Below are 13645 nucleotides of genomic sequence, written 5' to 3' on the forward strand. Positions count from 1 at the left end.
CGAACTGACGCACCTGTTGAACCGAGCTGCGGCGCCAGCGTCGCGCGGTGGGGCGAAGCGCGTCGGTCATCCAGGTATCAGGGCTCCACCGGGGTCCGCGGCAGGCACACCACGAAGCGGGCGCCGCCGCCGGGGACGTCGTCGACGGTGAGGGTGCCGCCCGCGGCGTCGATGAGGCCGCGGCAGACGGCGAGTCCGAGGCCGGTCCCCTGCCCCACGTCCTTGGTGGTGACGAAGGGCTCGAAGAGGTGATCTCGGATCTCGGGCGCGATGCCGGCGCCGTTGTCCTCGACCTCGATGCGGACGCCGCCGGTGAGTTCGCCGTCGGTGAGTTCGCCTTCGGTGGGGCTCGACGCTTCGGAGGAGAGCGCGACGTCGGAGGTGATGAGCGCGGCGCGGAGGGTGATGCGGCCTCCGGGGGCATCGCCCCAGCGTGCGGCCACGGCGTCGGCGGCGTTCATGGTGAGGTTCAGGAAGACCTGGACGAGGCGCTCGTGGGCGAGCGGGACAGGGGGGAGCGCCGCAGCGATCTCCTGCGCGAGGGTGATGTCACGCAGGGCCTTCTGCGGCTGGACGAGGGAGGTGACGTCGGCGATGGCCTCGGCGATGGAGCCGCTGGGGGGGCGCGCTGGCATCAGGGTCGCGTGCTGGGCGCCGCGGCGGGAGAGCGCGCTGGAGGGGCTGCGGCTGCTGGGAGCGTCGGAAGTGTCGGAGGCGTCGGAGGCGTCGGAGGCGTCGGAGGGACCGTGCGCGTGTCGAGCGCCGTGCGCGTGTCGAGTGCCACGTGCGCCGCGGGGGCCGAGTGCAGAGGGGGCGAGGACGTCGCTCGCGGGGCGCGCGAAGTCGAGCAGGTCGCGCAGGATGCGGTGGATGCGCTCGGTTTCGCGCTGCATGCGCTGGAGGAAGTCGCGCTCTTCGTCGGGCGGGAGGCCGCCGGTGAGGAGGAGGGACTGGAAGCCGAGGATGGCGGCGAGGGGGTTTCCGATTTCGTGGGCGAGGCCGGCGGAGAGGCGGCCCACGGAGGCGAGGCGTTCGCTGCGGATGAGGCTCTCCTGGGCGCGGCGGAGGTCTTTGGCGGTGCGCTGGGCCTCGGCGATCTTGGCGCGGAGGGCTTCTTCGTCGGCGCGGAGGCGCTCGGTCATGCGGGCGAGGCTGTTGCCGAGGTCGACGAGCTCGCGCGCGCCGGTGCGCGGGGCGTCGAGGCTGCGCGCACCGGCCGCACCGGAGGCGACGCGTTCGGCGGCGCTGGCGAGGCGATCGATGGGGCGCACGACGAGGCGGGTCATGACGATGTACGCGGCGACGAGGAGGGCGAGGGCGACGACGCCGGTGTAGAGGGCGACGAGGCGCACGAGGGGAGCGCTCGGTGCGGTGGAGGTGGCGGGGTCGATGTGCATGAGCACGGCGACGGCGCCCGCGAGCGGGGCAGGGACGACGACGAGGAGGCCGTCGCCACGCGGGGTGGGGACGGGGGTGACGGCTTCGGCCGCGGGATCGAGGAGGGATGGCAAGGCGGCGGTGCTGTCGCGCGCGCCGGCGCTCGTGAGGAGGGTGCCGTCGGTGGCGTAGACGCCGATGGCGCCGACGCCTTCCTGGCCGAGCTGGGCGTCGAGGAGGGAGTGCAGCGGCTCGGGGACGTGCGCGGCGCCAGCCGCAGCGACGTGTCCAGCGACGGCGCGGCCGAGGGCGCGGGCGCTGGCTTCGCGGGCGGTCTCCAGGGTGGCCTGGGTGAGGCTGGCCACGGCGAAGAAGAGGGGGACGAAGGCGAGCACCAGCAAGGCGCCGAGAGCGAGGAGGAGCTGGAGCCGGATGCCGAGGCGCATGGGTGGGAGATCATCTCCCATTCGCTGGGCAGAGGGCGCGCTTCTTCGCGGCTCCGAGCGTGGTGGTCGCGTCGGGGTTCGTCGAGAAGTGGTCCCCGATCCGAGGTCTCTGGTACGGGCGATCCCTCCGTATGGCCAACCTGGTGCAGGCGATCGTGTCGGTGCGACGTGCGACACGCAGGGCCGCGGCGCTGCTGGGAGCGCTGGGTCTCGCGGGTCTTTTGCTGCTGGATGCGTCGGAGCCGCTCGCGACGCCGTACGCGGCGGTCGCGGCGATCGGGCTCGGGCTGCTGTTCGCGCACCGGGTGGCAGCGCGACGGGCGGTGGCGGTGGCGCCGCCCACGTCGGCTGGCGCGCGCAAGGGCAGCAGCACGGGAGGAGCCGCGCTGCTCGATCTGGAGATCGGGGCGCTGCTGGTGATCGCCACGGTGGGGGCGGTGCTGCGGATCGAGGGGACGCTCGATGGTCGGGCGCAGGCGGCGATGTACGTGGTGATCGCGCTGGTGAGCGCGTTCGCGCGGCCGGCGTCGTCGATCGGGGTGGTGCTGTTCGCGGGTGCGCTGGACGTGGGGGTGCGGTGGGTGACGGGCGGCGCCGCCGGGGAGCTGGGCCTGGCGATGGTGCCGCACCTGGGGTTCATGGGGGTGTTCGCGCTCCTGAACGCGGCGGTGCTGCGGGCGGAGCTGGGGCGGGTGCGGCGGATGTCGCGGGGGCGGTTGCAGGCGGAGATCGAGCGGCTGCGCGATGATGCGCGGAGCTACCGGCTGCTGGGGGCGCCGTCGGTGACGCCGGCCGCCGAGAAGCGAGAGGCCGAGATCACGACCACGGAGAAGGCGGCGGGCGGAGGCGCGAGCACGAGCACGAGCGCGGACGTGGAGCGGCTGGTGCGCTCGGGGGTGGAGGAGATCCATCAGTCGGTGCTGTTCGCGCTGCGGCTGTTGCGGGAGTCGCTGCGGCTGCACACGGCGATGCTGCTCTGGCAGAACGATGCGGGGACGCACCTGCGGATCAGCGAGCTGGCGAGCGATGCGACGGATCTGCTGGAGGGGCCGTTCCTCGCAGGCGACGGGGTGTTCGGTGCGGCGCTGACGCAGCGGGCGCCGGTGGTGGTGGGTGGGCTGAAGCCCGGGTACAAGCTGCCGTACTACGAGGGGGCGTGCCCGGCGCGGGCGGTGTGCGCGCTGCCGGTGTTCGAGCACGGTCGGGTGCGCGGGGTGCTGGTGGTGGACCGGGTGGAAGACCGGCCGTTCCTGCCGAAGGAAGTGGATCTCGTGGAGGAGGCGGCGCGCTACGCGGTGCGGGCCATCCAGAACGAGCGGGTGTTCGTGCAGCTCGAGCGGGCGAAGGCGGAGCAGGGGAAGCTGTACCGCGCGGCCGAGGCGCTGGGTCGGGCGACGACCGAGGGCGAGGTGGTCGAGGCGGGGGTGCAGAGCGCGCGGGAGATCACGTCGGTGGACTTCGCGGCGGTGACGCTGTTCGACGAGGGGAGCGGGCACCACGAGATCCGGGCGGCGAGCGGTGAGGGGGTGGAGGAGCTTCTGGGGCAGCGGTTCCGGCAGAACGCGGGGCTCGTGTCGATGGCGCTGCAGAACCGGCATCCGCTGCCGTACCGGGGGGAGTACGACGAGAAGCGGCAGGTGGTGTTCACGCGGCGGGTTTCGCCGCCGAGCATGCCGTCGATCTACGTGATGCCGCTCCTGGTGCACGATCGTCCGCTGGGAACGCTGGTGCTGGGGTCGCGGCGTCGCTCGGCGTTCAACGACTCGGTGCGGGGGACGCTGGAGGTGCTGGCGAGCCACATGGCGGTGTCGCTGTCGAACGCGCGGATGCTGCGGCGGCTGGAGGAGCTGGCGACGACGGACGGGATGACGGGGCTGCTGAACAAGCGGGCGATGCTGGAGATGGCCGAGCAGAAGCTGACGGCGGCGCGCAGGTTCCAGCGGCGGCTGTCGGTGCTGGTGACGGACATCGACTTCTTCAAGAAGGTGAACGACACGTACGGGCACGACGCGGGCGACGTGATCATCAAGGGGCTCGGGGAGATCCTGCGCAAGGCGAAGCGGACGACGGACGCGGTGGCACGGTTCGGTGGGGAAGAGTTCGTGGTGATCTGCGAGGAGACGGACGCGCGGGGGGCGATGCTGCTGGCGGAGCGGGTGCGCGAGGAGCTGGAGCGGGCGACGTTCCACACGCCGGGCAAGGAGGGGGCGGTGCCGGTGCAGGTGACGTGCTCGGTCGGGGTGGCGACGTTCCCGGAGGCGGGCTCGACGTGGGACGAGCTGTTCAAGGCGGCGGACGAGGCGCTGTACTCGTCGAAGCGGTCGGGCCGGAACCGGACGACGGCGTGGTCGCCGGCGCTGCGCGGGCACGGGGCGGAGGCGCCGAAGGAGAAGGCCACGCCGAAGGAGAAGGCCGCGCCGAAGGAGAAGGCCGCGCCGAGCCTGGCGGGAGCCAGCCACGGGTCGATGGCGCCGAGGTCGAGCAGCGGGTCGATGGCGCCGAGGTCGAGCGGTGGTGTGCAGGGGACACTGGGGACGCCGAGAGTGGCGACGCCGAGCGCGAGCAGCGGGTCGATGGCGCCGAAGGCACCGAGCAGCGGAATGAGCAGCGGCAAGCCCGCGAGCATGACCCCGCCGCCGGGACCAGGAAAGCTCGGAGGGTCGGGGACGGGCGGGGCAGGCGGCGCAGGAACCACGGGCGGTGGCGCGCCGGGCAAGGGGCGCGGGGTGAAGTCCCCCGCGCGCACGGCGGCCTGAACGCTCCTTGCGGCGCGGCGATGGCGGCCGCATAGATGCGATCGATGAGCACCCGGGACGACCGCGACGACCGCGACGAGCGTGAAGACCCGAAGGACGACCTGAAGCAAGGGCTCGGCCTGCTCTGGCGTGCTGCCCGGTCGACGGCGAACGGACTGCGCAAGGATCTGGATCGCACGCAGGTGGGACGCGCGCTCGACGACGCAGGGCGCGAGCTGGTGCGCGCCGCGAGCAACGTGGTCGGCCGGCTGGGCGACGAGCTGAAGAAGCGGCAAGCGCCAGGCGAAGCGGGCTTCGGCGGCTTCGGCGGCTTCGGGGGCGAGGAGCGCGACAGCGGCGAGACGCTGGATCCTGCGCACCCGCCGGATGGAGGGGCTCCGCTGTGGGAGCGCCAGCGCCCGGCCGACGGAGCGGCATGGGACGCGGAAGCGCGGGACGCGGAGGCGCGGGACGCGGAAGCACGCGCGGGTGAGACGCGGGCGGGTGAGACGCGGGCTGGCGAAGCGCGGACTGGCGAAGGTGGGATGCGGTTCGCCGTCGAGGACGACGAAGCGTCTCGACGCGACGAGCCCAATCGATAGAGCGTCAGGGCTTGCGGGCGGGAAAGCGTCAGGGCTCGCGGGCGGGACGCGTCAGGGCTCGCGGGCGGGAAAGCGTCAGGGCTTGCGGGCGGGTGAGGCCCCCGAGGCCTCCAGGTGCTTGCGAAGGGCGGGGGCCGTCCAGGGGTCGGTGACGGCGCGGGTCAGCAGCTCGACGGCACCGAGGCGACGGAGGGTGTCCGAGACCTGCGCGAGGGCTGGGTCGAGGGACTCGTCGCTCACGCCCCGGTACATGGCGAAGAAGGTGCGCAGGGAGGGAAGTTCGGCAGGGCCGGCGAGCACGGCGAGGGCCGCGGCGACCTGACCGAGATCTGCGGTGCTCGTCTCGGGGTCGAGGAGGTGCTCGGTGAGCAGCGGAGCGCCCTTCTTCTCCTTCATCGCCGCGAGGGCCTCGGCGATGGGGCCGACCGGCGGCGCGCGCAAGCTCCCCGCGAGGAAGTCGACGCGGCGTTCCAGGGCTTTCAGCAGGAACTTCCCGCCGTTGCGGCGCTGGGCGAGGGCGCGGCGGGCCTCGTCGTGGAGGGCGGTGGCGCCGCGGCCCTGGCTGGCCACGTTGATCAGGACGGAGGTGACCTCTTCTTCGGGCTGCTTCGCGAGCTCGCGCAAGACGAAGCGCTGGATGGCGGCGAGTTCGGCGTCGGGCAAGGAGACGACCTGCTCGAGCTGCTTCCAGAGCGGTTCGTTCCTCGGCCGGGGAGCGATCTTGATGCCGTCGGCCTGGACCACGCAGGAGCGGAGGGGGGCGCCCAGGGAGAGGCGCGCGGAGGCGGCGCCGTGCGCGGCGTCGAAGAAGGTGATGTCACCGCGGTCGTCGCAGAGGACGAAGCCGCCGTCGTAGGCTGCGCCGCCGATGAAGTCGGCGTCACCGACGTTGACCCAGGCGAGGCCACCGCTCCGGGCGTCGAGGCCGGTGACGACGCGGAAGTAGGTGGCGGCGAAGCGATCCCCGACGATCCCGGCCGGGCCCGTGGCGCTCGGGCGGGCGTAGATGCGGGTCTTGTCGAGGGCCGAGGTGCGGGGGGAGATGACCTCGGTGCCCGAGGGGATCCACTGGGGAACGCCCGGGAGTTCGACGGACGGCAAGGCGACGGTGGTGGCCTTGTTCTGGGCGCCGAGGCCGATCTTGTCGTCGAAGCGGGTGACGGCGGCGCCGCCGAAGAAGAGGGCGCCGCCCACGGCGAAGGCGCGGCTGGTCTCGGTGCGGAGCAGCGCGCGCGCTGCCTCGTTGCCGCGCAGGAGGTCGAGGGCGGTGACGAACTGGCCTTGCCAGGGGAGGAAGGCATAGCGGCCAGCGACGGCGGGCACGCCGATGTCGTGCTCGTCCTCGATCTGGCGGAGCACCTCGCCTTCGTGGGTGACGACGAAGAGCACGCTGCCGCGGCCGGTGCGGGGCTCCATGGAGATGACGGTGGTGTGGCCGTCGTCGCCCGCGGCGCGAAGGCGCCCCTGGACGAGGCGCGTCCAGAGGAGCTTGCCGGTGGCGGCGTCGAGCGCGAAGAGCTTCCGGTCGCCGAAGCCGATGACCACGGTGCCGGTGACGGTGGGCCGCGTGTCGAGGGCGTGCTCGAAGCGCCAGGGGTCGCCGCCGCGGAGGGGAGCACCGAGGAGCACGGTGCGGCCGCCTTCGCTGGCGACGCCCACGGCGACGTCGACGCCACGGGCGAGGGGGGCGCGGGCGATCTGCTGCTGGAGCTTGGTGATCGCGGCGCCATTGTCGTCGGCCCAGAGCGGGTCGAAGACGGCGCCCTGCGTCTGGCCGCCGCCGCAGCTCGACGCGGCCACGGCCAGGATCATGCCGCTGAGCCAGGCGGTGGTGCTCACGGATAGGTCTCCGAGGTGTCGGTCGCGGGCGCCCCTTCGGGTTCCGACGGGGTGGACTCGACGCGGATGGCGGCGATCGCGGCCTCGAGGGCCGCCTTGATCCGCGACGACGCGGCCGAAGGCCAGCGGGCGTCCACGTCGACGAGGAAGCGTCGCGCGTGCGGGGTGGCGAGGTTGCGCACGCGCTCGACGATCTCGAGGAGCACGGGCTCGGGGAGCGCGGTCGGGCGCAGGAGGCAGCGCTCCAGACCGCTGGTGAGCGTGTCGAAGGAGATGGAGCCCATCTTGGCGAGAAGCTTGCGGCACGCTGGCGGGTCGCACAGCAGGCCGATGGCTGCCGCCGAGCCCGGGACGTCACGGTCGAGCGCGAGGAAGAGCTCGGGCAGGGCGTCGCGCGATCCGAGCTGGCCGAGGCCACTGGCGGCGAGTCCACGCAAGACGGGATCGCCGCTGCGCAGGGCGTCGCGGAGCGCGGCGAGGGCGTCAGGGCCCTTCGTGGAGGCGAGGGCGCGCGCGGCTTCGTGGCGGACGCTGGGGACGCGATGGCGTACGTAGGGGCGGATCACCGCGCTCGAGGTGACCTGGCCGAGGGCGCCGAGCGTCTTCACGGCCGCGGTCATGAGCGGGGGGGTGGCGCCACGCCGGAGAAGCTCCTCGACGGACGGCGCGAGCGCCGCAGCCGAAGGCCCTGCCGACTGGGCGTCGAGCAGGGCGCTGTCCACGTCCGCGGCGTCGGTGCTGGCGAGCTTGCGCTGAAGGGAGGCGATGTCGCCCGCAGGGAGCGGCGCCGCGGGTTTGGTCTTCCCGCCTGGAGCGTCGTCCTTGCGGGGGGCAGCGTCGGCCGGCGTCGCCGCCTGGACCTCGAATGCCGCCGTGGACGATACGGCGTGGACGATCAAGCTCACGATGAGCGCCGCCGAGCGTGCACGGCCGACGTTCTCCCGGCGCAAGTCAGGCACGGTCATCCTCCTCTGCCGCGCGTCCTACGCGGCTCGGCCGAGCGCGGCAAGCCATCGCGCGATGCGTCCCGGCCATCCGTCGCAAAAGGGACGCGGCGGGGCGCGTCCGCCCCACGGCGCGACGCGTCCGGATCCACGCGATGTGCCCCATGGATCGTGGGCCCGATGCGGTGCGTGAGGCCGGCGCGGCGCGTGAGGCCGGCGGGGCATGCGAGGCCGGCGGGGCGCGTGGGCCCGGCGGGACGACCAGCGCGTGGCGAGGTCGCGCAGGCGACGGCGAAGAGGGCGTGCGATGGGGCGCGTGGCGTGCTGCCATACCAGCAGGGGGCGCCGCGAACGGGATCGCTTGCCGCGAGCGCGCGGTGTGCGCTTCACTGCGGCAAGGCCGCCGTTCATCCAAGCAAAGGCAGGCGAAGGGACCCGATGATCACCCAGCTCACCGTGCGCAATTTCCGGTGCCTGCAGGACGTGACGACCACGCTGTCGCCCTTCACCGTCCTGATCGGGTCGAACGACAGCGGCAAGAGCAGCCTGCTCGACGCGATCTACACCCTGGGGCGCACGGCGCGGGAGCCGCTGCCGGAGAGTCTGGTCACCGAAGGCTCCCACGGGCCGACGCCGTTCGAGGAGCTGGTGTGGCAGCGCAACGTGGCGCGCTCGATGGTGTGGCGGGTCCAGGGCGACAGCCGCGGCAAGCGCTTCGCCTACGAGCTGGCGGTGCGCGCTGGGCCGTACGTGCGGTTCGAGAAGCTCCCGCTCCACCCGGTGCACCTGGTCGCCTCCGCGGCGACGCCCCGCGAGACGCGGCTGCGTGCGTCGCTGCGCAGCCAGCCCGAACTCGCGCCGCTGGTGGCAGGGTTCACCTCGGTGGGCAAATACAGGTTCGACCCGCGCGCGCTGCGGCGGGTCGCGCCCATCGCCGCCGATCCGCAGATCTCGTCGTCCGGTGACAACTTCGCCGCCGCCCTGGACGCGCTGCTCACCGGCCCCGACCGCGCGACGCTGCGCGCCTTCGAGCTGGGGCTGCGGGAGGCGATCCCCACGCTCGCCGGGGTGTCGATGCGGGCCGTCCCTTTGTCGAACGGGTTCGGCAAGGCGGTGGAGTTCATCCTGGCCGGGACGAGGCCGCCGGTGACCGTCCCGGCGTCGAGCGCGTCGGAGGGGGCGCTGCTGTTCGCTGCCTTTCTGATGCTCACCTACGGCGCGACGCCCGACATCCTGCTCATCGAGGAGCCGGAGAACGGCCTGCACCCGAGCCGGCTGGAGGCGGTGATCGCGCTGCTCCGGAGCGTGTCCGAGGGCGAGGTCGGGGTGCGGCCCCGGCAGGTCATCTTCACCACGCACAGCCCGTGGGTCCTCGGGCACGTCAAGCCCGAGGAGGTGCGCATCTTCCGTCGCGACGCGGAGAAGGGCACGGAGATCATCCCGCTGTCCAGTGTGCCCGATCTGGACAGGCTACGGACGCTCCCGCCCCCCGACCTCTGGTACTTCCTGACCGAGAGCGGGAACATCGGCACGATGGACGACCTGCGCCCCGCACCGCGCTGACGTCGTGACGGACGTCGCGAGGGTCGGTCGGCGCTCGGAGGGCGGGTGGACCGTGACGCGCGAGGGCGCTTCGGGCCGCGGCCCGTGGTAAAGCTGCCGCGTGCGGTTCTCGATCGTCCACGAGCTCGACGCTCCCTTCGACGCCGTCTCGCTGGCGCTGCTGTCTCCCGAGCTGGGTCCGAGGCTCGGACAGCGGGTCAACAGCCTGGAGAGCGTCGTGACGGTCGAGCACGCGATCCACGAAGGGGAGATGCGGCGGGTGCTCCGCTTCCAGGCCGCGGCGCCGCTGTCGGTGTTCAAGGGATACGATCTGGCCCGGGACGCGATGGCCTGGGACGAGATCTTTCACTACAAGCTGGCCGGGGGCGCTTCGTCGTGGCGGATCGCGCCGGTCGCGCTGGAGGGGAGCGCCGGCTCGGGGGAGAAGAAAGGCCGGGAGCGCTGGAAGGATCACTTCCGCGCCGAGGGCACGTACCGGCTGGAAGCGCTCCCCGGGGGTCGGACCCGCCGGAGCGTGGAGGGGATGCTCGACGTGCGGCTGTCGATGATCGGCGCGCTCGTCGAGCGCATGGCGCTCGTCGAGGTGCGCAAGACCTACGACGCCGAGGCGGACACGCTGCGGGAGCTTGCTGTCGTATGATCATGAGGAACCGTCTCGCGCTTCTCGTCACGGCCTGCGCTTCGTCGGCGCTGGTCTCGGTCTCCAGTGTCGCAGCGCCGCCGGAGCGGGCGTCTCAGGCGGTGCCGGATCCAGGCCGTTCGCTGGCGGGCGGCGACGATGCGTCGGCAATCGCCGTCAATCCCGCCAACCTCGCGTTCCTGCCCGCGCCGGAGTTCCGCTGGATGTGGGTGCGGCCAGGGTCTTCCTCGCCCATCCCGGCGGCAGGGCACTCGTTCTCGCTGGGGCTGCCGCTCTGGGCGCTGAGCACCGGGCTGCGGCTCGATCTGCTCGATCCGCCGGACGCAGCGCCCGCGCCGTTCGATGCGCCGTACCGGTGGGTGCGCTGGGGGCTGGCGCTGCGCGCGAGCGACAGTTTCTCGATCGGAACGACACTGGGGTGGGGCTCTTCCGGAGCGCTGGCCCTCGACGGGCACTTCTCCGTGACGACGGGGTTGACGCTCCGGCCGCTGCCTCACCTGTCGATCTCTGCGGTCGCCCGGGACTGGAACGAGCCACAGAACCGGCTGGGTCAAGCGATCGAGCGAAGTTACGATGTCGGTGTGGCGATCCGGCCGCTGGGGCGGCGGATGCTGGAGCTGGGCGCGGAGGCGACGTACTTCGAGCGCTCGCAAGAGGTGTCGCCGCGGTTCACGATGGGCGTCGACGTGCCGCGGGTGGGGCGGTTGCGGGGCGAGATCGCGCTGCGGGATCTCACGGGCCCGGCGCGTCCGGGGATCGCAGCGATGGCCGGGCTCGAGGTGAACGTGTCCGGGCTGCAGGTGCTCGGCGGTGGTGTGTTCGGCGATGCGTACACCCGTGGCGGGTCGGGGTTCTACGTGGGCGCGGCGCTGCGCGCGTACCGGGAGCCCGGGGTGCTGGCGACGCGGCGGGTGGCGAAGGTGCGGATCGACGCGACACCAGGGGCACGCGCGCATACGCGGCTCTTGCAGAAGCTGTGGCGCCTGGCCGACGCAGGCGAGGTGGACGGGGTGGCGCTGGTGGTCCGCTCGGAGCCGGCGAGTTCCACGGCGCACGCGGAAGAACTCGGGGATGCGCTGCGGCTGCTCCGGAGCCGCGGGAAGAAGGTGATCTGCCACCTGGAAGATGCCGGGGGTCGCTCGCTGCACGTGTGCTCTCAGGCGGACGCGATCGCGATGAACCCCGCCGGGGGGCTGCGCTTCGCGGGCCTGTCGACGCGGTACTTCTACTTCGGGGACCTCTTGCGGAAGCTCGGCGTGCAGGCGGATTTCGTTCGCATCGGCGCGCACAAGCTCGCCGCCGAGCAGCTGGCCCTGCCGCGGGGGACACCCATCGCTGCGGAAGATCATCAGCAGCTCGTCGATCGGCTGAGCGATGTGTTCGCACACGACGTGGGCGGTGGCCGCCGCATCCCGAAGAAGGAGCTGTCGCGGCGGATCAGCCGAGGGCCGTTCGTGGCGCGGGAGGCGAAGGAGGCGGGGCTCATCGACCTGCTCGCGTACGACGACGAGCTGGACAAGGTGGTGGAAGAGGTGATGGGCGCGCGCGTGTCGGTCGTCGACGACAGCCCGCCGAAGAACGCGCCGGAGCGGTGGGGGAGCGAGCCGAAGGTGGCGATGGTCTACGTCGACGGGGACATGGTCGACGGGGAGAGCCAGAACATTCCGCTGGTGGGCGTGCGGCTCTCGGGTTCGTACACGGTGGCGCGGGCGCTGAAGAAGGCGCGGGAGGACCGGAGCGTGCGCGCGGTGGTGCTGCGCGTGGAGACGGGCGGGGGCTCGTCGCTGGCCGCCGACGTGATCCTGCGCGAGGTGATCTTGACCGCGCGGGCGAAGCCGCTCGTGGTCTCGATGGGTTCGAGCGCGGCGAGCGGGGGTTACTACGTATCGGTCGGGGGAGGGACGATCTACGCGAACCGCGCGACGGTGACGGGGTCGATCGGGATCTACTACGGCAAGGTCGATGTGAGCGGGCTGCTGGAGAAGCTCGGGATCAAGGCCGAGGGGTATCGCTCGTCGCCACGCGCGGACGCCGAGTCGTTCTTCCGGGCGTACACCGACGAGGAGCGGGAGATCCTCGGGGTGAAGGTGAAGCAGTTCTACGACACGTTCATCGGGCGGGTGGCGGAGGGGCGGAAGCTCAAGCCGGAGCAGGTCGACGCCGTGGGGCGGGGGCAGGTGTGGACGGGGGCGCAAGCGCTGGAGCGAGGGCTCGTCGACAAGCTGGGGGGGTTGCGCGAGGCGCTGGCCGAGGCGCGGGAGCTGGGTGGGCTGCGCGAGGATGCGCAGGTGCTGGCGCTGCCAGAGGAAGACGAAGGGTTGCTCGGGCTCGCGCTCAAGCTGGCGGGGGTGTCGGCGGGCGCTGCGGCGCAAGGGCTCGGCCCCGTGGCGGCGATGCCACCCGCGCTGCTGGACATCGCGCGCTCGCTGTCGCCCTTCCTGGTGTTCGAGCCGAGCCGGCCACTGGCGCGGATCGAGGTGGTGGAGGAAGCGTCGATGGGCGGGCGGGTGACCGTGCCCGCGGAGCCCTGAGGGCGTCGCTCGGTGACCTCGGTGATCCAGCTGTCCACGCCGAGCGCGCTGCTCGAAGCTCGCGGAGCGCGCGTCTCGGTCGATGACGTGGTCGCGCTCGAGGGCCTCACGTTCGTGGCCAGGGGCGACCGGGTTCTCTGCGCTGGCGATACGCAGGCCTTGTTCGCCGCGGTGTCGGGGATGCCGCTCATGCCGCGAGGGCAAGCCACGCCTGGAGATGCGCCCGGGGAGGCGCGGGTGGTGGCGGGCAGCTTGCTGCTGGCGGGTCGCGACGTGAGCCGCGCCGAGCAGCTTTCGGTGATGGGTGTGGCGCCGCTGGATCCGCCGCTACCGCCGGCGTGGACCGCTGAAGCCTATGTGACGTGGAGTGCGCGGCTCGGGGGCGCGGGGGCGTTCGTCGCGCGCGGCACGGCGGCGGCATCGCTCACGCTGGTGGGCCTCGGGCACGCACGGCATCGGCGGCTGGACGGTCTGGCGCTGCCGGAGCGCCGCGCCATGATGCTGGCGGCTGCCATCGTGCTGTCACCGGAGGTGGTCGTGCTCGAGGATCCGCTCTCCGGCCTCGACGGCATGGCCGCGGCGTTCGTGCTGTCGGCGATCGCAGCGGCGACCCGAGGGCGGCGCGCGCTGATCTCGACGGGGAGACTCGATCGGACCGGGCCGACCGGCGCGCTCGTGGGCGGGGCGAGTGATCTGCTGGTGCTCTCGGCCGGGGAGCTGGTCTTCGCTGGTACGCCCGCCGACGCGTCGGGTGGACGACGGCTGTTCGCGCTCGTCGTGCGAGGGCAAACCGAGTCACTCCAGGAGGCGCTTTCTGCGAGAGGACTCACCCTCCGCGCCGGGGCAGGGCGGCTCCTGGTGAGTTTGCCCGAGGGGGCATCCACCCGCGCGATCGTCGAGGCCGCGGCCGAGGTCCGCGCCCCGATCGTGGAGATGGTGCCGGTCATCTAGCGCGCGGCGTAGTACGG

General features: G+C 72.8%; 9 protein-coding genes. 6 read left to right on the top strand and 3 right to left on the bottom strand.

The window, feature by feature from the left end; genetic code table 11:
• Positions 1-77: 77 nt before the first annotated feature.
• The gene (locus CMC5_RS47175) at positions 78-1823 is read right to left on the bottom strand and encodes a sensor histidine kinase (RefSeq protein ID WP_050428807.1); all 1746 of its coding nucleotides are present in this window, start codon (positions 1821-1823) and stop codon (positions 78-80) included.
• A 2-nt stretch (positions 1824-1825) separates the two neighbouring features.
• On the opposite strand from CMC5_RS47175, the gene CMC5_RS01890 reads away from it, so the two are divergent.
• Together CMC5_RS01890 and CMC5_RS47180 are read left to right on the top strand one after the other, a co-directional pair.
• On the top strand, positions 1826-4579 hold the full coding sequence (locus CMC5_RS01890; protein WP_050428808.1) for a sensor domain-containing diguanylate cyclase: 2754 nt from the start codon (positions 1826-1828) through the stop codon (positions 4577-4579).
• A gap of 44 nt (positions 4580-4623) precedes the next feature.
• Positions 4624-5160 (top strand): hypothetical protein, encoded by a 537-nt coding sequence (locus CMC5_RS47180; protein WP_245678234.1) that lies wholly within the window; start codon positions 4624-4626, stop codon positions 5158-5160.
• 75 nt (positions 5161-5235) lie between these two features.
• On the opposite strand, the gene CMC5_RS45595 is transcribed toward CMC5_RS47180, so the two are convergent.
• Both CMC5_RS45595 and CMC5_RS45600 read right to left on the bottom strand, forming a co-directional pair.
• Positions 5236-6999 carry an outer membrane protein assembly factor BamB family protein gene (locus tag CMC5_RS45595; protein ID WP_050428809.1) on the bottom strand — a complete coding sequence of 588 codons (1764 nt, stop codon included), beginning with the start codon at positions 6997-6999 and terminating at the stop codon, positions 5236-5238.
• Positions 6996-7958: a HEAT repeat domain-containing protein gene (locus tag CMC5_RS45600; protein WP_169796428.1), complete on the bottom strand. Its 963-nt coding sequence runs from the start codon at positions 7956-7958 to the stop codon at positions 6996-6998. The genes CMC5_RS45595 and CMC5_RS45600 overlap by 4 nt, the downstream gene beginning before the upstream one ends.
• Positions 7959-8381: 423 nt before the next feature.
• Between CMC5_RS45600 and CMC5_RS45605 the strand changes: the two genes are divergently transcribed.
• From CMC5_RS45605 to CMC5_RS01925, 4 genes are all read left to right on the top strand, one after another.
• Entirely contained in the window at positions 8382-9506 is a 1125-nt protein-coding gene (locus tag CMC5_RS45605) for an AAA family ATPase (protein WP_050428811.1), read from the top strand.
• Positions 9507-9606: 100 nt separating this feature from the next.
• On the top strand, positions 9607-10146 hold the full coding sequence (locus CMC5_RS01915; RefSeq protein WP_050428812.1) for a DUF2505 family protein: 540 nt from the start codon (positions 9607-9609) through the stop codon (positions 10144-10146).
• A gap of 2 nt (positions 10147-10148) precedes the next feature.
• Complete coding sequence (gene sppA / locus CMC5_RS01920; RefSeq protein WP_245678235.1) at positions 10149-12677, top strand: signal peptide peptidase SppA; 2529 nt, start codon at positions 10149-10151, stop codon at positions 12675-12677.
• Positions 12678-12698: 21 nt separating this feature from the next.
• Positions 12699-13628 (top strand): ABC transporter ATP-binding protein, encoded by a 930-nt coding sequence (locus tag CMC5_RS01925; RefSeq protein WP_050435654.1) that lies wholly within the window; start codon positions 12699-12701, stop codon positions 13626-13628.
• Positions 13629-13645: the final 17 nt, after the last annotated feature.

It is taken from the genome of Chondromyces crocatus (genome assembly GCF_001189295.1).
GTDB lineage: Bacteria > Myxococcota_A > Polyangia > Polyangiales > Polyangiaceae > Chondromyces > Chondromyces crocatus.